Raw genomic sequence first — 25,997 nt, 5'->3', positions numbered from 1 at the left:
TAATTTTTATCTTATATATTATTAAAATAATAAATAACATTATTAATAATATTGATTTTATAGTTCAAAGGAAAGAATGAATCAGCGTATATCAAAAGAAAAAAGCTTATCATAAGTACAATGAACTTATGATAAGCTTTCTGTTTACTATCTATTATTCCATGACCATCCGAATAGCTCTTTTCCATTTACTGATAACTCTAACACTTTAGTCTCCTTCAATATTTTTTGACTAATTGGACTATAAGCAGAAATTTTATCAAAGGAAATGAATATTTGTTTATCTGCACTTTTATATTTCAACAATATTTTCTCAATGGCTACATCGGATATTTGTTTTAATACCACAGAGTCGTGTATTAAAATAGGTAATTGAGTTAACTCCAATATGCTTAGATCATACACAACCATACTTTTATAAGACGTGCCAGTACCTGTATCATCTATAGTTTCAAAGGTATATTGATTCTTATCAAATGTAACAATGGGCGGCTTTTTACTACCTGAATATATGTAATCATTGATTTCTAACATTTTGGTATTAATTATATTTTGTAACTGATGCAATTGTTCAAGCTTTAAATTATCTCTCCGCTGTTTAACATCCTCTCTAGAAAATTTTAGTGTATTTGACATATTAAATGCATTATTTTCATTTTCAAGGATTTCAATCCTTTTTTGTAAATTTGAATATTTAACTAGTATCATTTTCGATAAATTAGGAACTTGAATAATTTCGTTGATTTGTGCTTCTAATTCATCTATTTCACTTTGTGCAATTGCGATTAATTTGCCTAGTTCTAATTTCTTTCGTTTTAATTCCAACTTTAATACTTTTCTAATTTCTATATGAAATTTCTCGATTTCTGACAATTTCCTTACCTTAGCATCAGGAAAAAAAGTTAATAAATCATCAAAATTTGTTTCTTTCAGATTTCCCGTTTCATTGATGTTTCCTTCAATGATTGCCAATTGTGAATGGAGCTTTCCACGATGTCTTTTTGTAATTGACAAATTTCTTTTCAATTGTAACAATTCCTCTGATTTTATAGAATCTATGTCTAAGAAGTAGCCATTTAATTCTTTTGATATTTGTTCCTTTTCATTATTAAGAGAAGTTAACTCTTTTAAGTTAGCTACATATTTTCTTTTACCTGTCGAAGATACATAATTATATTTTTGGGCATTTTTAAATGCTTTTAATTCGGACTCTTTTTCTTTTAATAAGATATCTAACTCAGAAATGACACTATATAAACCAAAAAGCTTTAATAATGCATTAGTTGGCTCCCCCATTTTTTCATTAGGAACAATATTCAACGGTCGTTTTTCATCTAAATTGTCTTTTCCATATATTCTTGAAAAGCGACCAACAATATTGCGAAAGCTTATATCATTAAGAGAAATTTGATACATGTCTTTTAATAATTCACAGTAATTATCAAGGGAAATATTAGACAATATATTATAGTTCTTATCACATTTATTAACACTTTCAAGATCATTTGTAGTCCTTGAAAAAAAATATTTCTCTTCATTAAAAATAAAACAAAACTTTATTTCATGATTTCCTATATTTCTCTGTATATCTGATGACTTCATAACATAGTCCTTACCACCAAATACAAAGTCAATAATCATTAAAAAGGTAGATTTCCCTATAGAGTTACTTCCAAAGTCATCACCCAGCACTGTATTTAGTCCTGCATGAAACTCTACTCTGGTTTGCATAAATCTGTCGCATATAATTTCATACAGCATTGATAATTCTCCTTAAGTTATAATCATAATCAATTTTTCCAAGAGTATATAAGCATTCTAATGTTTCTATGAATTCAGCTGTGCTCTCAAATTCATTTACTACATTTAAATATAGTTGATAAATAGTTATGTGTTTTTTCTCTTTTATCTCAAATAGAATTATTGGAAATTTACTTATTACACTTTCTTTATAAGAAAATAATTTATTCGGTAATTTCATTGAATACCTCACAGTTTTGCACAAAATATGACACTACAACTTCACAGGCTTCATAAGATGAGCTGCTTACCCGAGAGTGCAACCAGTTAACCAAGGAGGAAAAAATATCACTTTTAACCGATATTTCTTTCTCACATTTTAGAAAGGTTGTCCTTATTTCGGATGCAATTATATTAAAATTAAGCTGTCCAGAATCTTCCAGATTCCGGAATGTTTCTTTAATAAAATTAAAATAAATACAAACATACGATTCAATCTTAGTTTTTAAAATTGGATACGTATCTTCGATTTTTTCTGATATCTTTAATGCTTTGTTTTCTAATTCCATTCTCTTTAGTGTTTTCATGTTAGCAGTGGAAAGAGCATTGATTACTAAAATAATTTCATCCTCTATATCTTGATGAGAAGCTGATACTCGTGCATTTGCAAGGTTTAATAGTTTCTTTTTTAACCCTACTAATCTTAAGTATTCATTTTTTGTTTTGTTATCGTCGTATAAACCATGACAATCCTTACATAATGCAATTTTATTTTTGAAGTCCTCACAATTTGTGCCTAAACGTTCTAATCCATCTAGTTCTATTATTTCAGCCTGTAGGGGACTATTCGGATATATATGAGCTATTTGATAGAGTTTACTTTTGCTATTTCCTTTGGCTACTAATAAATTTTTTCCACACAAAGGACAAAGTCCACCTACCTCTAATAAATAGGCATGATCCATGTTTTTAGTTATTGGTATTCGATCAATCAAATATGGATCTACTTTTTTTGCTTCACCCAAGTTTACGCCTCCTTATCTAAGGTAAATAGACAGCTAAACACAGAAAACTTATTTCCACCAACCTATATTTACCATAATACTACAATTCTCCCTATTTTATTTATAATAATTAGATAAAATACTGTGTAGAATAAATGGCCTTTCAATGTAATATTCAAACTGGAGTATCATATTATTAGTAGATAACTTTATTAAATAATATACTTCTAAACATTTTAGACCGGTTTAATTAAGAAAATAAAATATTAATAGTTGTATATTGCAGTATCGGAACAGTTGAGGTGCATTTCACAACTACTGCAAGCAAGGAGCTATTTTAATTTTGTAGAATTTTATTTATTTATTATCTGTAAAAAAAGAAGCATGTTATAAGCTTAGTGGACTTATAAAACGCTTCAAAATAGAACCTTCAGGTAAACGTGAAAACACACCTGAATTTCTTAACTCCTTATATCATAACTGGTGGGCGGTTTATTAAAAATCAATCCGTTCTAAAACTTCTTCTACGATCACAGTTTCTGTTATTTGGGTCATAGATGTTTAAAATGCAGTAAACGATCTACAAAAAATGTATATATCCACATAACCTTAGAAATAAAAAAGAAGCCACTCAAGAGTGCGGTGAACTCATGAGAAGCGCCTCATTATAATGCTGGTATATCAAGGCTTCAGGGCGTTACATCATACCGCCCATGTCAGGCATGCTTGCGCCACCAGCATTTTCTTAAAATTGCAGCAAGAATGGATGAACAACCCTTGTAAAAACATAAAGTAACTGGACTTGAGGTCTACTTATTAAAATTATCTACTTGCGTTTTTGTATTCCCTGTATGCTATCGCCACGTTTACCCAAATGCCTGAGAGTATATAAGGAATAGTTAATAATTTTATAAACAAGTCAATTAAACTTTCTATTTCTAAACCATCCTTTTTAATATCTACTAATACCTCTTTACTAAAGATGTCTTTTAATAGGTCGGGTGTAAAGTAAAAAACAAATGTTACACTTAATATACTTAAAAATAATGCATTAACAATTTGTACTGCAACTTTAATTTTTTCAATATCAAAAACGAAAGCAACAAAAACCCAAGTCAATATAAAGAAAAAAACATAAATTAAAAAAAAGTACAAGTCATTATTTATAAGCATAGGTATAAACACACCGATTACCATAAACGGTAATAAAGCAAGTATAACTGGTGCAGAGATTAACCAAATTACTTGGCGAAATACGGTATTTGCTTCTATAATTGAACTTCTAATTAATCTGGCATAGAACAAAGTCAAAAAGAGATACACTAATATTGATGATTGAGCAGGGGCGAAACGATTTAATATTACTCCTAAAACTGATAATATAAAAATTAATAATAAAAAGATTTTATTATTATCTAATAAGATAATAAATTTCTCTTTCACTTATCTCCCTCCTTGACATTTTATATTAAATTTAGAACTGCAAATGCACTACCAAATACTTATGTTGAAGGAATGTTATTTATATTAAATTCCCTCTCAACAATGGCTGCATATGCTAATGGGCGACGTTCAATTTCGTTTTTTTCTCACTGCTAAGTGCCGAACCAACTGCACCCAATAAACTGACTGTTGCACTTGTAGTGTCTAGATTACTATCTTCAGCAATTCCTTTCGTAAAATCAATGGCCGAAGAAGCTATTGAACAAATTGTAGAAAAATTTATCATGTTCCATTTAAAAGATTTCATTTCACCTGAAATATATCTTATTTCATCCTCAGAACTCTCAGCAAAATACTTTATTTTTTCCTCAATTTGAAATTCTGGAACAAGTTCAAGATGAAGAATAAACTCTTCTATATATCTGCGAAATCTTCTTAGCTTATCATAATGTTTTTCTTTAAATCGAAAAATATCATAAGGATCGTCAACAATAGCAGGAACAGGTAATACCTTTTCAATTATTCTTGCACGAAGTTTTTCTTTTAGTAAATCACGTGTGTGCTCTTTCTCTGTTTTAGGAAGAAAATAAGATAATTCATTATAACTATCTGTGATAGGTGTATATTCTGTAAGTGTTCCAAGTACTGTTGCAACCTAAAAGCATTTAATAATTTTTGATATTTGTTTTTGTAGTAATTTTAAATCGACTGTCATCCAAAAAGTCTTGATACGCAAATTTTAACAACACAAAAAACCACTCCCTTATTTTAGAGGAAGTGGTTATTGCTTTCCATATAAGTTATTTCCATTACTACTTCATAAGAAGTGCATGACATAGGTAGAATAGAGCGGAGAAATAGCCTTAGCTATTCCTCCGATGTTTGGCTTAAAAGCCTTACATCATGCCGCCCATTCATTTAATAAAATAATAAAAGAAAATAAATTTATAAAATCAATGATATTATAGGGTTTTCATCTTACACTTATAATAATTTAAAACAGAAGGAAAAAAAACTATGAGCATAATTATGAGCATTTTATGATGGATTGGGTAGGGTACTTTTCCTTACCCTTTTCCACAATAATCAGCTTTTAGACTTTATTTTTTACGTTTTATTATTTGTGCATATTATTGGAATAAACATGAAATAACACATCATTATAAGTAGCACGGTTTCGTCAGACTTTATTAATATCTTTGAAATAAAGTTTGATTAAATTAACTCTATAAACCTTGATAAAAAAGTAAATATCATAAATAGGACTGATAATTTTTGTTATCTTCCATAAATCTTTCAATACGGTATTTCAAGCTTTAATTGGCAGCTGTTGGTCTTACAATGATCTCGTTTACATCAACGTCCGCAGGTTGCTCAATCGCAAATAGGATCGTACGAGCAATACTGTCTGGTGAAATCGCAATCTTCCGATACTCTTTCATCACCTGACTAGCTTCTTCATCCGAAATACTATCAGCGAGTTCAGATTCGGTTACCCCCGGTGAGACGATGGTTACGCGGATATCATCTCCAACCTCCATACGAAGCCCTTCAGATATAGCCCGGACAGCGAATTTAGTGGCGCAATATACAGCCGCAGTAGGAGAAACGGTGTGTCCGCCAATTGAGGAGATATTAATGAATTGACCAAATCCTTGTTCTTTCATAATCGGAAGCCCTGCTGCAATGCCATGAAGAACGCCGCGAATATTCACGTCGATCATACGATCCCATTCGTCAACCTTTAGAGCTTCAAGTTTTGAGAGGGGCATCACACCTGCGTTATTCACAATCACATCAACTTGTCCAAATGTGTTTTTCACATAGTTGATGAGTTCTTCCATTTGATCCCTTTTGGTAACATCCAGTATCCTATAATCGGCTGAGCCACCTTCTGAACGAATTGCGGATGTAAGAGCCTCTAGTTTTTCCGTGCGTCTTGCACCTAATACAACACTGGCACCGCTTTGAGCAAGAAGACGTGCAGTAGCTTCACCGATACCGCTGCTTGCCCCCGTAATTACTACTACTTTTCCTGCAATGTTAGACATGTTTTTTCCCCCTTAGATTTTTACACTTTTTCTCAAGAATACAAAAGCAACCTTTTCTTTGCATATACGAATTAACCTTTATGGCCTCCGGTTATTTCAAAGGCCAATTCGCATTTTTAGAATTTCGAGTTACTTTTTTTCTTCTCGATGGAGAATCATTCCTGCATGATAGAGAATTCCATTTCGAAAATCACCATCTGCAGTAAAACCAGTATCATCCACATAATCGATATGATTGCCTGTAATTGTGTAACTGCCTTGATAAGCACTTTTTCTGTTGCCTCGAGCCTCATCATAACGGCTGTTAGGCAGGAGTTCATGACGGATGTACCCGTCTTTCGTGACCCACATACCGATATATGAATGTTGTTCTTTGCTTGTTTGTTTCGCCATTTCGTTCCCCCCTTTTGCATAATTATCCCGTAATCGGGACTTTATAAGGTAGCCAATTCGCAGTAAATCATTGCCTAATCCTCTAAATTTTTATAAAATTGGGCTATCCAATATTAGAGAGGTCATACTTTTTCGCAAGTATTCTCAAATCAAAGAAAGGAGTCGTTATGATGGAAGAAAAAAGGATGGATAATAGAGTCATGGAGCAGCAAAAGGAATTAGCGGGACACATTGAACGATTTTGTTATGACGATGGGGTTCACTCTACTGCTATTTCTTCATTGCATTTCATTCGTGCTTCTCATAAATCAGAACCAATACATTCAATCCATGAGCCAGCCTTATGTATCGTCGCCCAAGGAACAAAACTAGTTATGCTGGCACAGGATGGCTATCAATATGATCCTGCTCATTATCTCGTTGTGTCTGTGAATCTGCCAATTTCAGGAGAAATAATCCAGGCGACCTCAGAGTCCCCGTATTTGTGTCTTCGATTAGATTTTGATCCGAAGCAAATCTTCGACATTATTAAGGAATCTAATCAAACAACAAGCAAAAAGGGAGATTCCCAACCAGGCTTGTTTGTAAGTAAAATGAATTCACTTCTGCTTGATGCCGTATTGAGACTTGTTCGTCTTTTAGATACGCCAGAGGATATTCCCTTACTCGCACCTTTAGTGATCCGTGAAATTCTTTACCGAATTCTACAAGATGAACAAGGTGATTCTGTAAAACAGATAGCAATGATCGGAAGTCATGCGCAGCGTATCGCCAAAGTGATTCATCTGATAAAGCAAGATTTTGCTAAGCCTTTACGCATTGAAGAACTAGCTTTGACCGCAAACATGAGTTCTTCATCACTGCATCATCATTTTAAACAAGTTACGAGATTAAGTCCTTTGCAATATCAAAAACAATTAAGGTTACAAGAGGCTCGTCGCCTCCTGCTTTCTGAGGTAGCAGACGCTGCAAATGCCGGATTCCAAGTTGGTTATGAGAGTCCTTCTCAATTCAGTCGTGAATATTCTCGAATGTTCGGTCTGCCCCCAATAAGCGATATAAAACGCCTTCGTGAATCTTAACTTCACTTGTCCCTTTCGATTGAAGCAGGTGTAGGAGAGATTCAGGAGAGTTTAGGACATACAGCATTAATATAACTATGATGTTTATGCTCATACACCATCAACAAAGAAGAAAAGGCCTCCCACCAGTTCATAAACCAATGAAAGACCTTCTCTATTAAATTTGTTTTTAGTTAAAAAAATGCTCATACTTTTACTCACTAGGAGCAAAAGTATGAGCATTTATCTTTTATTCACTTAAAAACCTCTATATATCAAGGTTTAATGGCGTTTACATCATGCCGCCCATTCCGCCCATGCCCATGCCGCCCATGTCAGGCATGCCTGCGCCGCCAGCGTTTTCTTCTGGTTTGTCAGCGATAACAGCTTCTGTCGTTAGGAACATAGCTGATACGGATGCTGCGTTTTGAAGTGCAGAACGAGTTACTTTCGTTGGGTCAACGATACCGGATTCGAACATGTTTACCCATTCGCCAGTAGCAGCGTTGAATCCGATTCCGATTTCTTCGTTTTTCAAGCGTTCAACAACTACAGATCCTTCAAGACCAGCGTTGTGTGCGATTTGGCGAACTGGCTCTTCCAATGCGCGAAGAACGATTTTCACACCAGTTGCTTCGTCACCGGAAGTTTCAACAGCTGTAAGTGCACGAACAACGTTCACTAATGCTGTACCACCACCGGATACGATTCCTTCTTCTACTGCTGCACGAGTAGAGTTTAGGGCATCTTCAATGCGAAGTTTGCGCTCTTTCAGCTCAGTTTCTGTAGCTGCACCAACTTTGATAACGGCTACTCCGCCTGCTAGTTTAGCCAAACGCTCTTGAAGTTTTTCTTTATCGAACTCAGAAGTAGTTTCTTCTAATTGAGAACGGATTTGTGTTACGCGGCCTGCAATTTTGTCAGACTCGCCAGCACCTTCAACGATTGTTGTGTTTTCTTTCGTTACAACAACTTTAGAAGCTGTTCCGAGTTGGCTGATGTTCGCAGACTTAAGGTCAAGTCCTAGCTCTTCAGTGATCACTTCACCGCCAGTAAGGATCGCGATGTCTTCAAGCATAGCTTTACGGCGGTCACCGAAGCCAGGAGCTTTAACAGCAACTGCGTTGAATGTTCCGCGAAGTTTGTTTACTACCAATGTAGCAAGAGCTTCACCTTCAACATCTTCAGCAACAAGCAATAATGGCTTGCCTTGTTGAACCACTTGCTCTAATACAGGAAGGATTTCCTGAATGTTTGTGATCTTTTTGTCTGTGATCAAGATGTAAGGATTCTCAAGAACCGCTTCCATTTTGTCAGAGTTGGTTACCATGTATGGAGATGCATATCCACGGTCGAACTGCATACCTTCAACCACTTCAAGCTCAGTAGTGAATCCTTTAGATTCTTCGATTGTGATAACGCCGTCGTTTCCAACGCGCTCCATAGCTTCAGCGATCAATTGGCCTACTTCATCGTCAGCTGCTGAGATGGCAGCAACTTGAGCGATAGACTCTTTGCCTTCGATCGGCTTGGAGATCTTTTGAAGTTCTTGAACGGCTACTGCTGTAGCTTTTTCGATTCCTTTGCGAAGAACCATTGGGTTAGCGCCGGAAGTTACGTTTTTCAATCCTTCACGGATCATGGCTTGAGCAAGAACAGTCGCTGTTGTAGTTCCGTCACCGGCAACATCGTTGGTTTTGCTTGCTACTTCGGCAACCAATTTAGCACCCATGTTTTCGAAAGCATCTTCAAGTTCGATTTCTTTCGCGATCGTTACACCATCATTCGTGATAAGAGGTGAACCGAATTTCTTTTCAAGAACGACGTTGCGTCCTTTTGGTCCAAGCGTTACTTTTACTGCGTTTGCAAGTGCATCTACACCGCGAAGCATTGCGCGACGAGCGTCTTCACTGAACTTAATGTCTTTAGCCATGTGTAAAACCCTCCCATAATTTTAAAGTTCGTAAATTTAAAAGCTATCGATGCAGCTTTCATAAAGCTGTCTATGTAGCTTATCTGTTAATGGTTAGAATTAGCCGATTACAGCTAAAACGTCTGTTTCACGAAGAATAAGGTACTCTTTACCTTGATACTTCACTTCTGTTCCTGCGTATTTTGAAAAGATGATAGAATCTCCCTCAGAGACTTCTAGCGCTACGCGTTCTCCTTGCTCAGTTACGCGGCCTGTACCTACTGCAACAACTTTGCCTTCTTGCGGCTTTTCCTTTGCAGAGTCTGGTAAAACGATTCCGCTTGCAGTCTTTTCTTCACCTTCTACAAGCTCAATCACAATACGATCACCTAGTGGCTTTAACAAGTGAAACACCCTCCTCAAAATAATAGAAAGTTTAAATTTATTAGCACTCTGATTTAACGAGTGCTAACTCCATTTCCTATAATAAATAATTTTTTTCCACTTTGCAAGTATAGACCTGATGGTTTTAAGAAAAATTTATGAAGGGGGTCCCATGCCATGTTTTCAAGCAATCTATGTTAGAATAGGGAGATACATGGGAATGCTGAAGACATGACCATACCGAACCTAACTAAAGGAGTAATATACATTGACGAAGCGTTACTTATGGATTGTACTCACTTATGTACTGATGCAGCTGTCAGGCTATGTCGGTTACCCCCTCTTGAACTCTCTTGGCATTCCAAGGGATCACTGGGCCGGACTTTGGGGAACCATCAGCTTTCTCGCTGCTCTCTTAATTGTTCTTCTTCTCCTCATTCCCGATATGAAAGACCCGTCTTTACGAGGAGGACGCGTATCCCGTTCATCCGCTGTCGGCTGGGCCATTCTCGGAATCTTCATGGCTTATGGGGCGCAGATTATTGCCGGACTTATTGAAATAAAACTGCTTGGCATTAAGCCAGGCTCTGAAAATACTCAAATGCTCGTTAAGATTGCGAAACTCACTCCTTACTTTATGGTTGTGACCTCCATTGCGGGTCCGATCCTGGAAGAGATCATTTTCCGAAAAATTATTTTCGGGAGCCTGTATAAACGGTTTAACTTTGTGATCGCAGCGCTTATCAGCTCACTGATTTTCGCAGCGGTACACTTTGATTTCACCCATCTGCTCGTTTATACAGCCATGGGATTTGTATTTGCATTCCTGTATGTACGGACAAAACGCTTGCTCGTTCCCATTGTCGCCCATGTCTCCATGAATACCCTCGTCATGCTCGTACAGGTGGTTTTTGCTGATAAGATCAATGACTTGCAGGATAAAGCGGAGAAAATGCAGATGATTATTGGGGGACTTTTCTAATGAGAACATCACCATTTTTTATGAGCGGTTTATATACTGTCATGGGCATCCTTTTCACCTGGCTCGCCATTCATTATTCCAATGAATACGGCGTCACCGGGATTTGGACCCTGATCACCATGCTTGTGGCGACCTTTGATTTTGCCAATGCGATCAAGTACTTCCGATTGCATCGCCACATTAAAAAGTATAAGAAATAAACAAAACCCGGCTGGACAGTGTGTCTGAGCCGGGTTTTTTGTGCGGTTCAGGGATCTTTGCGGCTGTTACTATTGGTTCGACACGAATTACTCACCGTTTTTCATGCTTTACTCACGGTTTGGCGTGATTTACTTCCAGTTCGACAAGCTTTACTCACGAAAACAGAGACTTTACTCACACAACACATCATTTTCAAAAAAATCCACAAAAATGTGGCCACCTTTGACTTTGCCAATGCGATCAAGTACTACAGGCTTGACCGCCACATCAAAAAATACATTAAATAGCAATAAAGGGGCTGTCCAAGAAGTCTGTAAGCTGTTGATTTCCGTTCCTGGGTGCTCGCTTTCCGCGGGGCGTGCGGTGAGCCTCTTGGCGCTAGCGCCTGCGGGAGTCTCACCTGTCACGCTAGTCCCGCAGGAGTCTCGCACCTTCCACTTCAATCAACTTTTCATTGAAGATTTTCAAGCCAAAAAGGAGCTGCTGAAGGTCAATTTTCGACTTTCAGGACAGCCCCTTTTTTATTTACTCTTTTTCAAATCGGCGGATGGAGAATGAAGAAATATCTTGTTCACTCTTTCCCGCTATGATTAATTCGCTTAAAACCTGGCCTACTGCAGAGCTGAATTTAAAACCATGTCCTGAAAAGCCTGAGGCAATGGCCACGTTAGAATGGTTCGGATGTAAATCGATGATGAATTTTTCATCTGGCGTCATAGTGTAAATACAGGTTTTACCGAATTTCAACGACCCGCCTTTTGGCATATAGCGGTTCAAAAAACCAGCAAGATCGGATTCATCTTCCTCTTGTTCACCAAAAAGAGCTAATGGCTCATCCGGATTGATTCGATCGCCTCCATCATGCCGCCCCGTCTTTAGCCCCGAACCGTTGATGCTTGGAAAGCCATAATAAAGACCTTGAGGTGTATCTACAGCAAAGGCTGGAAAGGATTGAGAGTTATAAAGTTCTTCATGGGCATCGAACCAGGCAAATGTTTTTCTCACCGGTTTAAGAGGAAGATTCAGCTTTAGCTTGGCAAGGAGTGGCCCAGACCACGCTCCTGCCGAAACTACCAGGGCATCTGAAGAAAATGTCTGTTCCTCCGTCCTAACAGTTACTTTCTTGCCGTGGATATACAGTTCTTTAACCTTCTGATTGGTTAGAACCTCTGCTCCATACTTTTCTGCAAGCTCTCGATAAGCTTCGATACATTCCTCGCATTTTAGCACTCCGGACGTTGGCTCATAGCATCCTATATAGTTTTCAGGCAATGTCATTCCCAGCCACCGCTCGTTCACTTCATGCGAAGACAACACTTCAAGAGGCAGAGAATAAGTCTTTGAACTGGAGATAATATTCTGAACGAATTCGGATTGATGATCCCCGGCATTCAAGACGCCTGTTTGAAGAAACAGCTCTTTGCCTGTCTCTTTCTCCAGGTCTCTCCACAACTCCCGTGCTTTCAGAACGAACGGAACATACTCTTCTCCCTCTGCGTACGCATACCTTATCATTCTTGTATCCCCGTGGTGGCTGCCTTTGTTGTGCGGTGGATCATATGAATCTAACAATAAGGTTCTTTTTCCGCTCTTCGATAAAAAAGATCCTGCCGCCATTCCCATAGAACCGGCTCCAATGACAATAACATCATAGTGCATGATTTATTACCTCCATCTATAAAAAAACACACCTCATTAATCGAGATGTGTCTTTTCCAATTCAAGATCAAGCATAGCCTCTTCTTCTGCTTTCAGCCGCTTTTTATAGGCATTGGCCGAAATTAAAATACTGATCTCATACAGAATGATGAGCGGAACGGTGATGGTCAAGTGTGAAATCAGCTCTGGAGGACTGATCAGACCTGCCACAACGATAATTCCAAAATAAGCGAATCTCCTGATCTTTCGTAAAAAATGAGGAGTAACAAGCCCAAGCCTTGTTAAGAACATGACAAGGACCGGAAACTGAAACAACAAACCAAACGGCAGTATTAAACTGAACAAAAATGAAAAATACTCGTTAATCCCATATTCCCCTTCGACATTCAGCGAATTCGCAATGTTCGACATGAAATGAACGACGAGCGGAAACAGAATGAAGTAGCCGAAGCTCAGTCCGGCTGCAAACAGCAGAAAGGAAATCGGAATGTAAGAGAGTGTTACTTTTCTTTCATTTTCAAAAAGACCGGGGCTGATAAAAGCCCATATTTGATAGAGCGCCACCGGCAGGGAAAGCAAAAGCGCAATAATAAAAGCAAAATCTATATATACCTTCAGAGGATCGGTAAGATTAAACGCGTTCATCTGGATGTCTTTTGCTACATTGTCACTTTGCAAATAAACAATGACGGGCTTGGCAAAAAAGAGACCCACAACCATAAAGAGAAAAAAGAAAACGGCCGTAATGACGATACGGTTTCTTAATTCACCCAAATGGTCGTAGACCGGCATGTTTTTATCTGTCATTTTGTTCATCCTAACTGCTACTTCTGTTCGTTTTGGAGAGACTCTTTTTCTTTCTTGTCGTTATCATGATCATCCATGAGTCCCTGTGTCGCATTTTTAAATTCTCTTAACGTTTTTCCTGCTGCCCGTCCAAGTTCCGGAAGCTTTTTCGGTCCAAATACGACTAATGCGGCCGCGGCGATAAACACTGCACTACCTGCTCCAATCATTCCAGACACCTCCTTTACTGCAAAATGGAAAATCTAAAAATCAACTGATGGGTAATGTTTCATAAAATAAATCAAAGACTGCAATTCCACTGCTAAATCAATATGATGCACCCTGATCTCGGCCGGCAGTGTCAGGCGCGCAGGTGTAAAGTTCAAGATGCCTTTGATCCCAGCCCGAACGAGCTGGTCGGCAATAAACTGGGCAGAGCCCACTGGAACGGTCAGGATGGCGACTTCTACATCACTTTCCTGAAGCTCCGCTACTATGTTGTCAATAGAATGGATCGGAACTCCAGCTACTTCTTTTCCTACCTTGGCCGGATCCACGTCAAAAGCGACCTGGATGACTGTATTATTGTTTTTTATAAAGTTATAGTGCAGGAAAGCGGTCCCTAAATTTCCAACGCCAATCAAAGCAACCTTTGTTACTTCATCCTGGTTAAGCGTTTTCCGGAAAAAAGATAATAAATAGTTTACGTTGTAGCCGTAACCCTTTTTCCCGAGAGCACCGAAGTAGGAAAAATCCCTTCTGATCGTTGCTGAGTCTACTTTTACTGCTTCGCTAAGCTCTGCAGAAGATACCCGCTGCTTTCCTGAAATGGAAAGGTTTTTCAGAAAACGGTAATAAAGCGGAAGCCTCTTGGCAGTTGCCTGCGGTATTTTTATCTGTTCCTGATTCATATTAGAGCCCTCCACTATCAGAAAGCTTATCTACAGTTTACCATATTTTTTAAGTGGTACGTTGAAAATCCCCGTTTTTTCCGCCGGTTTTGCTCTGCAAAAAGGTTGGTCCAATGATCATTCCCTTATCCACGGCCTTGCACATGTCATAAACGGTTAACGCTGCGGCACTCGCTGCAGTCAAAGCTTCCATTTCAACACCGGTATTGCCTTTTGTTTTCACGGCTGCTTCAATATGCAGCCTGTACTGTTCTTTATTTTCTTCTTCCCATTGAAACGTAATATCTACACCCGTCAGGGACAGAGGATGGCACATTGGAATCCAGTCGGATGTTTTTTTCGCTGCCATAATGCCTGCGACCTGCGCAACGGCAAGGACATCGCCTTTACGAAACGAGCCTTCTGATATTTTTGTGTAGATTTCCTTGTTAACAGCGATTGAGCTTCTGGCTGCAGCTGTACGGACCGTCGCATCCTTTTCGGAGATGTCTACCATTTTTGCTCTTCCTTGTTCGTTAAAATGCGTAAAAGATTCCATAACCTTCTCCTTCTTCCTAGAATATACACTATCTTTGAAATCTATGGCGGATGATTTGCACTTTAATTCTAACGAAATGTTGAACATTGATTAGTTGCTCCGCTTCGCTTATGTAAGCTACACTAAGAGTAGACAGAATTCAGCAATACAGGCTAATCGAGCAGCATCTCATATCGCATTCAGTCTGTGAACCTTGTTATTCGTCGATAGGAATTTGAGGTGACTATACATTGATTATTTTGCAAGTGAATGACTTAACAAAATCATTTGGGGCTGACCCTATTTTATCGAATATTAAGCTGGAAGTCCAAACCCGCGACAGAATCGCGCTTGTCGGAAGAAATGGAGCAGGCAAATCCACGCTTTTAAAAATCATTACCGGTGACATGTCCTACGATTCAGGACAGCTGATCATGCCAAAAGGCGTCCGAGCCGGTTATCTAGCCCAGGACACTGGCCTTGAGTCCGAACTGTCCATCTGGGATGAGATGATCAGCGTGTTCGAGCCGCTTCGGAAGATGGAAAAGCAGCTGCGCAGCATGGAGAGCCGAATGGGCGAACCTGCGCTGACCGCAGATGAAGCAGCCTACAATAAACTGCTAAAAGAGTATGATGAACTGCAGATTCAGTTCAGGGAAGCGGGCGGCTATCAATACGAATCGGACATCCGCACGGTACTTCACGGCTTTCAATTCAGCGGGTTTGACCCGTCAACTCCCGTGCAGACATTAAGCGGAGGGCAGAAAACACGCCTTGCGCTGGCTAAACTGCTCCTTACAAAGCCAGACCTTTTAATACTGGACGAGCCGACCAACCACCTGGACATTGAAACACTCTCATGGCTTGAGCAATATTTGCAGTCCTATCCCGGCGCGATCCTGCTCGTCTCGCATGACCGCTACTTCCTGGATAAAATCGTGACGACGGTCTATGAGATCTCCCGCCATCGCTCTTCCAAGTTTAAAGGCAACTACACGCAGTATCTGGAACAAAAAGCAGAACGCCTTGCACTGGATATGAAAGCCTATGAGAAGCAGCAGGATGAGATCGCCAAGCTTCAGGATTTTGTTCAAAAAAACCTCGTCCGGGCCTCTACCACTAAACGTGCACAGAGCCGCAGAAAGCAGCTTGAGAAAATGGAAGTCATGGACAAGCCGCTTGGTGATGAAAAGTCCGCTTCCTTCTTGTTCGATATAGAACGCCAAAGCGGCAATGACGTATTAAAGCTTGAACAGGTCGCTACCGGTTATGAGGACGGTGTGCCGCTCATCACTAACATTGACTATCATGTTTCCCGCCAGGACAGCGTCGCGCTAGTCGGGCCGAACGGCATCGGAAAGTCCACTCTTTTAAAGGCCATCTTAAAACAGCTGCCTTTATTGGAAGGAAACATCGCTTACGGCGCCAATGTGAAGATCGGCCATTATGAACAAGAGCAGGCGAACCTCAGCTCCAATAAAACATTGCTGAACGAACTCTGGGACGAGTATCCGGACAAAACGGAAAAAGAAATCCGAACCGTTCTAGGCAACTTTCTGTTCAGCGGGGATGACGTACTCAAGTATGTCAATGAGCTGAGCGGCGGCCAAAAAGCCCGGCTTGCTCTGGCTAAACTGATGATGCAAAAAGCCAACCTGCTGTTATTGGACGAACCGACAAACCATCTGGATCTCGACAGCAAAGAAGTTCTTGAACAGGCACTCATCAATTTTCCCGGTACTATAGTTTTCGTTTCTCATGACCGTTATTTCATCAATCGGATTGCCACCAAGGTCGCTGAGCTTTCACGGACGAAAATTACAAATTATCTCGGTGACTATGATTATTATATTGCGAAAAAAACCGAGACGCGAGAACGTGAAGAACTAAAAAACAAAAGTCTCCCTTCCTCCCCGCAAGCGGATGAACCCGCCTCAGCCGGAGCGTATAAACAGGACAAGGCGGCTAAACGCGAGGACCGAAAGCGGCAGAGGAGAATTGAAGAAATAGAGACCCTCTTGGAGAAGCTTGAAACCGAGCAGGCTGTTCATGAAGAAGCGTTATGTGATCCCGCCGTTTACCAGGATTATGAGAAAACGCAGGAACATAATGAAAAGATCGAACAGATCAAAGCAGAAACTGAGCATCTTATGGAAGAATGGGAACTGCTCCAGCTCGAAGAAGAATAATGATTCACAACAGCGGTGCCAGGCACCGTTGTTTTTATTTTGCGATAATTCACAGTATCCACAAGGTTATGCACAGCTTTTATAGATAATAACTCTTTCATCAACATAGTTATACACATTATCCACAGTTTCATAAAATGTTATCCACATTATTTTATGCACAGGCATAGAAAGCAGTTTTATTGCTTTTTTTTCATTTATTCACATTATCCTCTGTCTTGTGGATAACTTTGTCCACATCTCACTAAAGCACCAAAATGCCTCAACAAAAAAATCCCTTCTCACATGTAGAAGGGATTCTTACGTTATTGTGCCTCTAAATCGAGACCTGGTACACCATTGAGTGCCCAGTCTGCTCTTTTTCCTTTTTGATAGGCAATACTGCCGGCTGCTGCGATCATAGCAGCATTATCTGTGCATAAGTTGAGCGGAGGAATAATGAGCTCATAGGGAAGATCGCTGAACTTAGCTTCCAGCGCCGCTCTTAATCCTTTATTCGCTGCTACACCGCCTGCTAAGAGCACCTGTTTCACATGATGCTCACGCGCAGCACGTGCGGTTTTTTCTACAAGCACATCAATGACCGATGCCTGAAAGCTCGCCGCCAGATCTTCAGGCTTAATGATCTCTCCGCGCTGCGCCGCATTGTGGACGGTATTGATAACAGCTGACTTTAAGCCGCTGAAGCTAAAATCATAAGAGTCTGCTTCCAGCCAGGCACGGGGCAGGTTAAGGACGGGTTCTCCATCCTGCGCGAGCCGATCAATGTGCGGTCCTCCCGGATAGGGAAGGTTCAAGGTACGCGCTACTTTGTCATAGGCCTCTCCAGCTGCGTCATCTCTCGTCTCACCGATCACTTCAAACGAGCCATGCTCCTTCATCAGAACAAGCTCAGTATGGCCCCCGGAAACAACAAGAGCAAGCAGCGGGAACTCCATCTCAGTGATCAGCCGGTTGGCATAGATATGCCCGGCGATATGATGAACCGGTACGAGCGGAAGACCATGGGCAAATGCCAAGGCTTTCGCTGCATTCACACCGATCAAAAGCGCCCCCACGAGTCCTGGTCCCTCTGTAACGGCAACCGCCGTCACGTCTTCCATTGTAATTCCCGCATTCTGAAGCGCTTCTTCCATCACTACTGTAATCTGTTCAACATGATGGCGTGATGCCACTTCAGGCACGACTCCGCCAAAACGCTTATGGCTTTCAATTTGTGAAGCGACTACGTTTGCCATAATTTCTGTTCCATTTTTCACGAGCGCGACCGCTGTTTCATCACAGCTCGTTTCAATCGCCAGTATAATTTCATCCTGTTTCATCAAAGCATCACCCACATCACTAAAGCGTCTTCCCCATTATCGCTGTAATAATTTTTTCTGATACCGCCATCCTGAAAACCAAGCTTGCGGTATAAATTTTGTGCTACATAGTTGCTGACCCTGACTTCAAGGCTGAGCCTTGCTGAACCATAACGCTTCGCCAGTATCATCGCCTGCTTCATGATTGCTTCCCCAAGCTTCTTGCCTCTGTATTCAGGGCGGATCGCCACATTTGTAATATGGGCATCATCTATAATGACCCAAACACCGCAGTACCCGACAATTTTCCCATCCGTCTCTAGTAAAAGGTAGTAGGCAAACTGATTATGGACAATCTCATTATAAAAAGCTTCCTGTGTCCAAGGCAGAGTAAAGGAAGCGTGTTCGATTTCAATGATATCCTGCAGGTCATTGACCGTCGCCAACCTGTATGTGTATGTCTCCTCCATGGTCTGCACCTACTTCTTCTGTGCCGCCAGCCAATTCACTTCTGCTTCTGCAAGCTGAAGGTAGCTGGGAACAAAATGATGGACAGATTCTGGTTCCTTCCCCATGCCGATTCGTGCCAGTTCAGACGGGCGCGGGTTATGATCAGCTGACGTACCGAACACCGCTTGATCACCGAGCTCTTCTAGAATACTTTCTTTATGCAGCTCTAAATCGTTTCCCAAAAACAGAACCGGTTTCTCCAGGCGTTTCAATTCTTCAAGCCAATTGGTCCTCAATGCAAGCCGGTCCTCTTTTACCGCTTGAAAGCTGCCTTTTTCACAGCCATACAAGCCTGTATATAGCTGGGTCCTCCTGGCGTCAAACAACGGGCAGACATAGCCATTGAAGTATTTTCCGTTCTGAGCCAAGACCTCAAGACTGGAAACACCTGCGAGCTCCTTTTTCAGCGCCCAGGCCAGCGTTTTCGCGATTGTTACCCCGATTCTTACTCCTGTATACGATCCCGGCCCTTTCGCCGTAATGATCCGGTCCAGATCGGCTGGCTTCATATTCATTTCCTTCAATAAATCATGAATCGCCGGCATAACCCGGATGGAGTGATTCTTTTTCAAGTTCGTCGTATAATCCCCAATGACTTTCTCTCCATCAACCACAGCAATACCCATGACGAGGTTCGATGTATCTATGGCTAAGGCCTTCATTTTCCTAACTCCTTACATATCGTAATAAATCGTTCGCCTGCAGGGTGAAATTTCAATTCCCTTTTTTCGTCTCCCGTGCGGCGGATCTCAATATTCAGCCGGTCTTCCGGAAGCCGGTCAGCAATGAACTGTGCCCATTCCACCACCGTTACTCCTTCACCTTCAAAATATTCCTCAAATCCCAAATCTTCATCGCTGTCTTCCAAACGATATACATCCATATGATAAAAAGGCAGACGCCCCTTATATTCTTTAATGATGGTGAATGTCGGTGAATTGACCACCCGCTTTACACCCAGACCCTTGGCAAGACCTTTTGTGAATGTCGTTTTACCTGCACCAAGATCTCCTTCAAGAGTAAGCACATCCCCCGGCCCAAGCAAGGTTCCAAGCTTCTCAGCAAGCTCACTCGTTTCTTCAGGAGAGGCTGTTGTTATTAAAAGTTGTTCCATACTTGCACCTCAATCAGAAAAATGGTTATATCCCGCTTTCGACAGTTTTTCAACCGAAGTTCCTTTGTCCAGCAGCACACCGGGCGTCCCTTTTGTTACCCGTCCGATCACCGTTAAACAAATCCCGGCTTTTTCGCAAGCCGCCTGCACTTCAGGAAAGGCATCCGGAGACATCGTCCCGATCAATTTGTAATCTTCTCCGCCAAACAGCATCCATTCGTCCTGCATCTTGCTGGGATAGTACTGGATGGCTGCACTTTTTGGAAGTTTATCATGAAAAAGTGTGATCGAAACACCGCTCGCTTCTGCGATCTCATTTGCTTCGCTGGCCACGCCATCACTGATATCGTTCAGCGCCACTCGACTATTGGACTTCGCCAAGATCCTCCCTGCCCCCACATGCGGCAAAGGGAGCTGATGCTCTTTGACAAGGAGAGCTTCCTCTGTGCTGAATTCACCTTGGTGAGACCGTTCTAAAAGCAGGGACAATCCACCCGCTGAATCTCCGACCGGGCCTGATACAAAAACAACATCATCAGGTTCAGCGTTGCTTCTCAAAAGCTTCCTTCCTTGCTCTACCTGGCCCAATACGGTCACAGATAAAACAAGAGGACCTTTCGTAGAAACGGTATCGCCGCCGATCAGATCCATATCATATTCTTCAGCAAGTGCAGCCATCCCCTTGTAGATCTGGGACAGCTTCCCTTCCTCCCATGAAGGCGGAATAGAAATGGAAACCAAGTAAAAGAGAGGTATACCACCCATTGCAGCAATATCGCTAATGTTGGCGGCAAGCGCTTTATGGCCGACATGAAACGGAGTCAATGTGCTTTGCGTGAAATGAACGCCCTCCACCATCGTATCAAGGCATACAATCTGATCAAGCTCTGAACCTTTTATGAGAGCCGCGTCATCCCCAATTCCTTGTATAAGCGATGACTGTTTATGGCTGGCCGGACTAATCGTTTTAATCCACTCAAATTCATCTTTCATCGTATGTACCCTTCCACTTTCACGGTCGTTTTTAACAAAAAAGCCTTTTGATTTTATACCCTATCCTATTTAAAATCCCTGTGCTTTTTTTACAAAAAAGCCTTAGGCATCGAATGATCCTAAGGGTTATGTGTCTTTTATTAGTTTATCTTATTTTATGAAAAAAACCTATTTTTACATAAAAAAACACGAAACAAATTGTTTCGTTTACGTTTTAAAAGTAATGGCGGACCCGACCGGGGTCGAACCGGCGATCTCCTGCGTGACAGGCAGGCATGTTAACCACTACACCACGGGTCCATTTATCATTTACTCATGGAGTAGATAAATTAAATTGGTTGCGGGGACAGGATTTGAACCTGCGACCTTTGGGTTATGAGCCCAACGAGCTACCAGACTGCTCCACCCCGCGATGATATGATGTATTCGGCTGACTTTTTCATCCGAACTTATTTATGTCTGAGTCGACAATAATTAATATATCATGAATTTTGAAATCACACAACCCCTTTTGTATAATTGCACGCCAGTAAATTTTTACTGACGTGCAACTTAAAATTATTATGCCACTTTCTCGTCTTTATTATCCTTTTTATTAAGACCTTTTCCATAATAAAAAGCAACTAGTCCTAAAATCCAGATCGGTCCAACGATAAGAGCGATTCGTGTTTCTTTAAAGTACCCCATGATTCCTACCACCATCAGCAAAAAGGCTAAAGCAATATAAGATCCATAAGGCCACAGTGGTGTTTTGTACTTCAATTCTTTAAGTTCTTGCGGTGATAACGACTTTCTGAACTTCATCTGGGACAAGAGAATGGTTCCCCAAGTCCATATTGCTCCGAATGTAGAGATACTTGTAATCCATACAAACACTTTAGATCCCGGGAAGAGATAATTCAGAATAACCCCGATCAATAGGACTCCTGAAGATACAAGGATTGCCTTTGACGGAACACCGGTGCGGCTGATTTTTTTCATGCCGGCCGGCGCCTGCTCCTGCTCAGCCAGATTGAACAGCATGCGTCCTGTGCTGAAAATACCGCTGTTACAGCTGGAAAGGGCTGCTGTCAAAACAACAAAGTTGATGATTCCAGCGGCTTGGGCAATACCGATTTTATCAAAGGTCAAAACAAATGGGCTTCCAGTAGTACCAATTTCATTCCACGGGTAGATGGACATGATAACAAAAAGTGCACCCACGTAGAATAGTAAAATTCTCCAAAACACAGTGTCAATTGCACGGGCAAGTACCTTTTTCGGGTTTTTAACTTCTCCAGCCGTGACACCAATCATCTCAATGCCCAAGAAGGCGAACATGACCATCTGCATGGACATTAAAATACCTTTAACTCCATGAGGAGCAAATCCTCCATGATTCCAGAGGTTGCTGATCCCTGTAGCAATTCCGTGATTCCCAAAACCGAATATAATAATGCCTAGACCTGTAACAATCAAAACGATAATAGCGACAATCTTAATTAAAGCAAACCAAAATTCAAATTCTCCATAGGCTTTTGCGGTGATTAAGTTGACAGAAGCCATAATAACCAATGCAGCTAGTGCCCATATCCATGTCGGTACATCTGGAAACCATTTTTCCATATAGATTCCGACAGCTGTAATTTCGGCCATACAGGTAACCACCCATAAAAACCAGTAGTTCCAGCCGGTGATATACCCTGAAAGCGGTCCAAGGTGATCTTTTGCGTATCGGCTGAATGAGCCGGCTACAGGATTATGAATCGCCATTTCTCCAAGGGCTCTCATAATCAAAAACATGACGGCGCCCGCAATCGTATAGGCAACGAGTATAGCAGGACCAGCAAGCTTTATAGCATTAGCAGAACCCAAAAATAACCCAACACCAATTGCGGCACCAAGTGACATTAATGTGATATGTCTTGATTCCAATCCACGGTGTAATTCTTGTTGTTGCTTCATATATCTTGTTGTCCTCCTTGCTGTCTTTGTAAAGCGCTTTCATAGCTATTCTAGCACATTCTCACAAATTCGACAAATCTGATAATTTACCATAAATTCCCTTACAGCGCATGATTAAGGGCGTTTTGGAAGACTTCGGTAATGTCCCCCTTATCTTCAATGCCAACCGAAATCCTTACTACATGTTTCGTAATCCCCAGTCTTTTTATAAGCTCGTCCGGCATGGCTCGATGAGAAGTCCCTAGCGGATAGGATACACTCGTCTCCACACCTGCCAGCGTTGCAACGATTTTAACCCATGATAAGTGGCGGAAAAACCCTTCAATATCGGCATCATCACTCAGCTCAGCAGTAACAATCGCTCCGTTGCCTTGCATGCTGACCGACTCAGGATAATATACCTTTTTAATGGCTGGATGTTCCTTCAAAACCTCTGCTAACCAAGCTGCGTTCTTCACTTGCCGTTCCATTCTTACGCTCAAAGTCTTTAATCCTCTGGCCGCCAGCCACGCATCAAAAGGTCCGAGATTACATCCAAGGTTCGCCATCTTTTCTTTGGCTTTTTGGACAATGTCCTGATCCCCTGCAATGATTCCCGCTGTTACATCACTATGTCCTGCAATATATTTTGTCGCACTATGTATGACTACGTTCACACCCTGCACATACGGCTGAAGAAGGTATGGAGTAGCAAATGTATTATCAATCATCGAGATGACTTTATTTTTCTTGGCCAGCTCTGCTATCCCGTGAATGTCCTCTACTCTAAGCAATGGATTAGTAATGGATTCAGAGTATAAGATCTTTGTATTGGGCTGTATGGCTTCTTGTATGGACTGCTGATCCGCAAAAGGGGCAAACGTGACTTCAATGCCAAACGTCTTCAATTCTGAAGCAAACAGATGGTATGTACCGCCATATAGATCATCACAGGCAACAATATGATCTCCGCTTTGCGCAACTGCAAGCACCGCACATAAAATCGCTGAGAGTCCAGAAGACGTCGCTGCTCCTGATGGTGCTCCCTCCAGCCGTGCCACTCCCGTAGCTATATCATCATTGTTCGGATTATCCACCCGTGAATACAAGTACGGCTTGTTTCCTCTGAAATAATCTTCAATGTCATCCAGGTCTTTAAATGAATAGGCAGTGGTTTGGTAAATAGGCTGTACCTTGCTTGCCACTTCCGACTCCCGGATTGTACTAAAATGAACAGCTTTTGTATCAAACTTTTTATCCTCCATGCTAACACCTCTTCAGCCATAATTTCACCTATCATACCATATCTGCTGTAGAAGAGTTATGTGTGTTTTTAATAAATTGCAGAGATACTGCGTTGGCTGGTGTGTGGAAAGGGGTTTATTGAAGAAAAAGAACTTATTAGGGTTTGTTTTTATAGATTTTCTGGGGTTCCCCCTATGGGGTGGCTTCTTTTTGATGTATATATGAGGGTTCAAGGAGGGTTCGAGGTCAGATGAGGGTAATTTAGGCGATCTTTCCATGGGCGATTTGGATCGTTACTTGCGGGTTTGGTTGGTTTACTTGCGGCTTTGGCTCGTTTACTTGCGGTTCGACAGCGTTTACTTGCGATTTCATACCCGTTACTTGCGATTCGACAAGATTTACTTGCCTATCACGTCATTTTCATACTTATTTGGTTGATCCCTCGATGGTTTTATGAAAAATAAAATAAGTAATTAGTTTGTATAGGCTTTATTTTTTCGTTTTCTCTTTGAAAATCATCTTTTTGTGGCTAATGGATAAGGTTTTGAAGGTTCTACTTTGTTGTCCGAGAGCGTTACTTGCGGATTTGGTGGGTTTACTTGCGGATTTGGCTCGTTTACTTGCGGTTCGACAGCGTTTACTTGCGATTTCACACCCGTTACTTGCGGTTCGACAAGGTTTACTTGCCTATCACGTCATTTTCATAAAAGAACATACAAAAAAGCACCGCTGGAATCAATCCAACAGTGCTTCGTTCATGCCTGGCAACGTCCTACTCTTACAGGGGGAAGCCCCCAACTACCATCGGCGCTGAAGAGCTTAACTTCCGTGTTCGGTATGGGAACGGGTGTGACCTCTTCGCTATCGCCACCACTGAATATCCCTTGCTCCGAGCACGACCCAGGCGGCGATATGCAAACCACCTTATTTGGTTGATCCCTCGATGGTTTTATGAAAAATAAAATAAGTAATTAGTTTGTATAGGCTTTATTTTTTCGTTTTCTCTTTGAAAATCACCTTTATGTGGCTAATGGATACGGTTTTGAAGGTTCTGCTTTGTTGTCCGGGAGCGTTACTTGCGGATTTGGTGGGTTTACTTGCGGATTTGGCTCGTTTACTTGCGGTTCGACAGAGTTTACTTGCGATTTTACACCCGTTACTTGCGATTCGACAAGGTTTACTTGCCTATCACGTCATTTTCATAAAAGAACATACAAAAAAGCACCGCTGGAATCAATCCAACAGTGCTCGTTCATGCCTGGCAACGTCCTACTCTTACAGGGGGAAGCCCCCAACTACCATCGGCGCTGAAGAGCTTAACTTCCGTGTTCGGTATGGGAACGGGTGTGACCTCTTCGCTATCGCCACCAGACATATGTAGGTTTTTCAACCTATTTTGAGGTATATTCCCTCAAAACTAGATAACTTTCCATCCAAACTTTCACTGATGCTAACGTCCAGCTCCATGAACCATATCCTCGAGGTCGTTTCAATCCCTCCTACGAACACCAAAAACGTGTTCTTGTCAGGATCTCCAACGCTTGTCGGATTTAAACGGTTCATACCGCTTTTGTTAATAAGGATAAGCCCTCGACCGATTAGTATCTGTCAGCTCCACGTGTCACCACGCTTCCACACCAGACCTATCAACCTCATCATCTCTAAGGGGTCTTACTCA

The 25,997-nt window shown here is 41.1% G+C and carries 25 protein-coding genes, 2 tRNA genes and 3 rRNA genes; 4 read left to right on the top strand and 26 right to left on the bottom strand.

Annotation, left to right across the window (positions count from 1 at the left end; translation table 11 throughout):
- Positions 1–147: 147 nt before the first annotated feature.
- From M1K46_RS21860 to M1K46_RS21840, 6 genes are all read right to left on the bottom strand, one after another.
- Complete coding sequence (locus M1K46_RS21860) at positions 148–1,761, bottom strand: DUF2326 domain-containing protein (RefSeq protein ID WP_256227693.1); 1,614 nt, start codon at positions 1,759–1,761, stop codon at positions 148–150.
- Complete coding sequence (locus M1K46_RS25925; protein ID WP_375162236.1) at positions 1,751–1,981, bottom strand: ABC-three component system middle component 7; 231 nt, start codon at positions 1,979–1,981, stop codon at positions 1,751–1,753. Before M1K46_RS25925 ends, M1K46_RS21860 begins: the two co-directional genes overlap by 11 nt.
- Positions 1,965–2,765 (bottom strand): ABC-three component system protein, encoded by an 801-nt coding sequence (locus tag M1K46_RS21855; RefSeq protein WP_256227692.1) that lies wholly within the window; start codon positions 2,763–2,765, stop codon positions 1,965–1,967. The genes M1K46_RS25925 and M1K46_RS21855 overlap by 17 nt, the downstream gene beginning before the upstream one ends.
- A gap of 801 nt (positions 2,766–3,566) precedes the next feature.
- A complete protein-coding gene (locus tag M1K46_RS21850; protein WP_256227691.1) occupies positions 3,567–4,187 on the bottom strand; it encodes a hypothetical protein in 621 nt (206 codons plus the stop codon).
- 1,316 nt (positions 4,188–5,503) lie between these two features.
- Positions 5,504–6,238, bottom strand: a complete 735-nt coding sequence (locus M1K46_RS21845; protein ID WP_256227690.1) for an SDR family oxidoreductase — start codon at positions 6,236–6,238, stop codon at positions 5,504–5,506.
- Positions 6,239–6,367: 129 nt separating this feature from the next.
- Positions 6,368–6,631, bottom strand: a complete 264-nt coding sequence (locus M1K46_RS21840; protein ID WP_191566418.1) for an Atu4866 domain-containing protein — start codon at positions 6,629–6,631, stop codon at positions 6,368–6,370.
- A gap of 170 nt (positions 6,632–6,801) precedes the next feature.
- Here M1K46_RS21840 and M1K46_RS21835 point away from each other — a divergent pair, with 170 nt between their 5' ends.
- A complete protein-coding gene (locus M1K46_RS21835; RefSeq protein WP_256227689.1) occupies positions 6,802–7,713 on the top strand; it encodes an AraC family transcriptional regulator in 912 nt (303 codons plus the stop codon).
- Positions 7,714–7,984: 271 nt separating this feature from the next.
- Here M1K46_RS21835 and groL read toward each other — a convergent pair whose 3' ends face one another.
- Both groL and groES read right to left on the bottom strand, forming a co-directional pair.
- The gene (gene groL / locus M1K46_RS21830) at positions 7,985–9,625 is read right to left on the bottom strand and encodes a chaperonin GroEL (RefSeq protein ID WP_053356066.1); all 1,641 of its coding nucleotides are present in this window, start codon (positions 9,623–9,625) and stop codon (positions 7,985–7,987) included.
- A 99-nt stretch (positions 9,626–9,724) separates the two neighbouring features.
- Positions 9,725–10,009, bottom strand: a complete 285-nt coding sequence (gene groES, locus M1K46_RS21825; protein WP_053356067.1) for a co-chaperone GroES — start codon at positions 10,007–10,009, stop codon at positions 9,725–9,727.
- 247 nt (positions 10,010–10,256) lie between these two features.
- Between groES and M1K46_RS21820 the strand changes: the two genes are divergently transcribed.
- Positions 10,257–10,970 (top strand): CPBP family intramembrane glutamic endopeptidase, encoded by a 714-nt coding sequence (locus tag M1K46_RS21820; protein ID WP_053356068.1) that lies wholly within the window; start codon positions 10,257–10,259, stop codon positions 10,968–10,970.
- Positions 10,970–11,170, top strand: a complete 201-nt coding sequence (locus M1K46_RS21815; RefSeq protein ID WP_256227688.1) for a DUF4305 domain-containing protein — start codon at positions 10,970–10,972, stop codon at positions 11,168–11,170. Before M1K46_RS21820 ends, M1K46_RS21815 begins: the two co-directional genes overlap by 1 nt.
- Positions 11,171–11,341: 171 nt before the next feature.
- On the opposite strand, the gene M1K46_RS21810 is transcribed toward M1K46_RS21815, so the two are convergent.
- The 6 genes from M1K46_RS21810 to moaC all read right to left on the bottom strand — a co-directional run bounded on the left by M1K46_RS21810 (position 11,342) and on the right by moaC (position 15,065).
- Positions 11,342–11,578: a hypothetical protein gene (locus M1K46_RS21810; protein ID WP_256227687.1), complete on the bottom strand. Its 237-nt coding sequence runs from the start codon at positions 11,576–11,578 to the stop codon at positions 11,342–11,344.
- 118 nt (positions 11,579–11,696) lie between these two features.
- Complete coding sequence (gene solA, locus M1K46_RS21805) at positions 11,697–12,830, bottom strand: N-methyl-L-tryptophan oxidase (RefSeq protein WP_256227686.1); 1,134 nt, start codon at positions 12,828–12,830, stop codon at positions 11,697–11,699.
- A 36-nt stretch (positions 12,831–12,866) separates the two neighbouring features.
- Positions 12,867–13,637, bottom strand: a complete 771-nt coding sequence (tatC, locus tag M1K46_RS21800; RefSeq protein ID WP_062239979.1) for a twin-arginine translocase subunit TatC — start codon at positions 13,635–13,637, stop codon at positions 12,867–12,869.
- Positions 13,638–13,654: 17 nt separating this feature from the next.
- On the bottom strand, positions 13,655–13,846 hold the full coding sequence (locus M1K46_RS21795; RefSeq protein ID WP_053356072.1) for a twin-arginine translocase TatA/TatE family subunit: 192 nt from the start codon (positions 13,844–13,846) through the stop codon (positions 13,655–13,657).
- Between the two features lie 33 nt (positions 13,847–13,879).
- On the bottom strand, positions 13,880–14,527 hold the full coding sequence (locus M1K46_RS21790) for a redox-sensing transcriptional repressor Rex (protein ID WP_256227685.1): 648 nt from the start codon (positions 14,525–14,527) through the stop codon (positions 13,880–13,882).
- A gap of 49 nt (positions 14,528–14,576) precedes the next feature.
- On the bottom strand, positions 14,577–15,065 hold the full coding sequence (gene moaC / locus M1K46_RS21785) for a cyclic pyranopterin monophosphate synthase MoaC (RefSeq protein ID WP_062239988.1): 489 nt from the start codon (positions 15,063–15,065) through the stop codon (positions 14,577–14,579).
- A 230-nt stretch (positions 15,066–15,295) separates the two neighbouring features.
- On the opposite strand from moaC, the gene M1K46_RS21780 reads away from it, so the two are divergent.
- Positions 15,296–17,233 (top strand): ABC-F family ATP-binding cassette domain-containing protein, encoded by a 1,938-nt coding sequence (locus tag M1K46_RS21780; RefSeq protein WP_256227684.1) that lies wholly within the window; start codon positions 15,296–15,298, stop codon positions 17,231–17,233.
- A gap of 305 nt (positions 17,234–17,538) precedes the next feature.
- Here M1K46_RS21780 and tsaD read toward each other — a convergent pair whose 3' ends face one another.
- The 12 genes from tsaD to M1K46_RS21720 form a co-directional block, all read right to left on the bottom strand.
- Positions 17,539–18,555, bottom strand: coding sequence for a tRNA (adenosine(37)-N6)-threonylcarbamoyltransferase complex transferase subunit TsaD (tsaD, locus tag M1K46_RS21775; RefSeq protein WP_256227683.1), 1,017 nt, complete (start codon positions 18,553–18,555; stop codon positions 17,539–17,541).
- Positions 18,555–19,004, bottom strand: coding sequence for a ribosomal protein S18-alanine N-acetyltransferase (gene rimI, locus M1K46_RS21770; RefSeq protein WP_062239995.1), 450 nt, complete (start codon positions 19,002–19,004; stop codon positions 18,555–18,557). The genes tsaD and rimI overlap by 1 nt, the downstream gene beginning before the upstream one ends.
- 9 nt (positions 19,005–19,013) lie before the next feature.
- Positions 19,014–19,706, bottom strand: coding sequence for a tRNA (adenosine(37)-N6)-threonylcarbamoyltransferase complex dimerization subunit type 1 TsaB (gene tsaB, locus M1K46_RS21765; RefSeq protein WP_256227682.1), 693 nt, complete (start codon positions 19,704–19,706; stop codon positions 19,014–19,016).
- Positions 19,703–20,158, bottom strand: coding sequence for a tRNA (adenosine(37)-N6)-threonylcarbamoyltransferase complex ATPase subunit type 1 TsaE (gene tsaE, locus M1K46_RS21760; RefSeq protein ID WP_053356079.1), 456 nt, complete (start codon positions 20,156–20,158; stop codon positions 19,703–19,705). Before tsaE ends, tsaB begins: the two co-directional genes overlap by 4 nt.
- Before the next feature lie 9 nt (positions 20,159–20,167).
- Positions 20,168–21,151, bottom strand: a complete 984-nt coding sequence (thiL, locus tag M1K46_RS21755) for a thiamine-phosphate kinase (RefSeq protein WP_256227681.1) — start codon at positions 21,149–21,151, stop codon at positions 20,168–20,170.
- Between the two features lie 224 nt (positions 21,152–21,375).
- A tRNA-Asp gene (locus tag M1K46_RS21750) sits at positions 21,376–21,451 on the bottom strand.
- A gap of 35 nt (positions 21,452–21,486) precedes the next feature.
- Positions 21,487–21,563: transfer RNA gene (locus M1K46_RS21745), tRNA-Met, on the bottom strand.
- 149 nt (positions 21,564–21,712) lie between these two features.
- On the bottom strand, positions 21,713–23,095 hold the full coding sequence (locus M1K46_RS21740; protein WP_256227680.1) for an amino acid permease: 1,383 nt from the start codon (positions 23,093–23,095) through the stop codon (positions 21,713–21,715).
- Between the two features lie 101 nt (positions 23,096–23,196).
- Positions 23,197–24,339 carry a trans-sulfuration enzyme family protein gene (locus M1K46_RS21735; RefSeq protein WP_256227679.1) on the bottom strand — a complete coding sequence of 381 codons (1,143 nt, stop codon included), beginning with the start codon at positions 24,337–24,339 and terminating at the stop codon, positions 23,197–23,199.
- A gap of 739 nt (positions 24,340–25,078) precedes the next feature.
- Positions 25,079–25,194, bottom strand: a 5S ribosomal RNA gene (gene rrf, locus M1K46_RS21730).
- 381 nt (positions 25,195–25,575) lie between these two features.
- Positions 25,576–25,691: ribosomal RNA gene (gene rrf / locus M1K46_RS21725) — 5S ribosomal RNA — on the bottom strand.
- Positions 25,692–25,897: 206 nt separating this feature from the next.
- Positions 25,898–25,997, bottom strand: a 23S ribosomal RNA gene (locus M1K46_RS21720); the annotation flags it as partial.

The sequence above is a fragment of the Fictibacillus sp. WQ 8-8 genome, assembly GCF_024494405.1.
Taxonomy (GTDB): Bacteria; Bacillota; Bacilli; order Bacillales; family Fictibacillaceae; genus Fictibacillus_C; species Fictibacillus_C marinisediminis.
This window is presented reverse-complemented; position numbering and strand designations above follow the sequence as displayed.

Excerpts from the sequence above, each read along its gene's own strand:
- M1K46_RS21860 (WP_256227693.1), bottom strand. The coding sequence starts at position 1,761 with ATGCTGTATGAAATTATATGCGACAGATTTATGCAAACCAGAGTAGAG.
- M1K46_RS25925 (WP_375162236.1), bottom strand. The coding sequence starts at position 1,981 with ATGAAATTACCGAATAAATTATTTTCTTATAAAGAAAGTGTAATAAGT.
- M1K46_RS21845 (WP_256227690.1), bottom strand. The coding sequence starts at position 6,238 with ATGTCTAACATTGCAGGAAAAGTAGTAGTAATTACGGGGGCAAGCAGC.
- M1K46_RS21840 (WP_191566418.1), bottom strand. The coding sequence starts at position 6,631 with ATGGCGAAACAAACAAGCAAAGAACAACATTCATATATCGGTATGTGG.
- M1K46_RS21835 (WP_256227689.1), top strand. The coding sequence starts at position 6,802 with ATGGAAGAAAAAAGGATGGATAATAGAGTCATGGAGCAGCAAAAGGAA.
- groL (WP_053356066.1), bottom strand. The coding sequence starts at position 9,625 with ATGGCTAAAGACATTAAGTTCAGTGAAGACGCTCGTCGCGCAATGCTT.
- M1K46_RS21815 (WP_256227688.1), top strand. The coding sequence starts at position 10,970 with ATGAGAACATCACCATTTTTTATGAGCGGTTTATATACTGTCATGGGC.
- solA (WP_256227686.1), bottom strand. The coding sequence starts at position 12,830 with ATGCACTATGATGTTATTGTCATTGGAGCCGGTTCTATGGGAATGGCG.
- tatC (WP_062239979.1), bottom strand. The coding sequence starts at position 13,637 with ATGACAGATAAAAACATGCCGGTCTACGACCATTTGGGTGAATTAAGA.
- M1K46_RS21795 (WP_053356072.1), bottom strand. The coding sequence starts at position 13,846 with ATGATTGGAGCAGGTAGTGCAGTGTTTATCGCCGCGGCCGCATTAGTC.
- M1K46_RS21790 (WP_256227685.1), bottom strand. The coding sequence starts at position 14,527 with ATGAATCAGGAACAGATAAAAATACCGCAGGCAACTGCCAAGAGGCTT.
- moaC (WP_062239988.1), bottom strand. The coding sequence starts at position 15,065 with ATGGAATCTTTTACGCATTTTAACGAACAAGGAAGAGCAAAAATGGTA.
- tsaD (WP_256227683.1), bottom strand. The coding sequence starts at position 18,555 with ATGAAACAGGATGAAATTATACTGGCGATTGAAACGAGCTGTGATGAA.
- rimI (WP_062239995.1), bottom strand. The coding sequence starts at position 19,004 with ATGGAGGAGACATACACATACAGGTTGGCGACGGTCAATGACCTGCAG.
- tsaB (WP_256227682.1), bottom strand. The coding sequence starts at position 19,706 with ATGAAGGCCTTAGCCATAGATACATCGAACCTCGTCATGGGTATTGCT.
- tsaE (WP_053356079.1), bottom strand. The coding sequence starts at position 20,158 with ATGGAACAACTTTTAATAACAACAGCCTCTCCTGAAGAAACGAGTGAG.
- thiL (WP_256227681.1), bottom strand. The coding sequence starts at position 21,151 with ATGAAAGATGAATTTGAGTGGATTAAAACGATTAGTCCGGCCAGCCAT.
- M1K46_RS21740 (WP_256227680.1), bottom strand. The coding sequence starts at position 23,095 with ATGAAGCAACAACAAGAATTACACCGTGGATTGGAATCAAGACATATC.
- M1K46_RS21735 (WP_256227679.1), bottom strand. The coding sequence starts at position 24,339 with ATGGAGGATAAAAAGTTTGATACAAAAGCTGTTCATTTTAGTACAATC.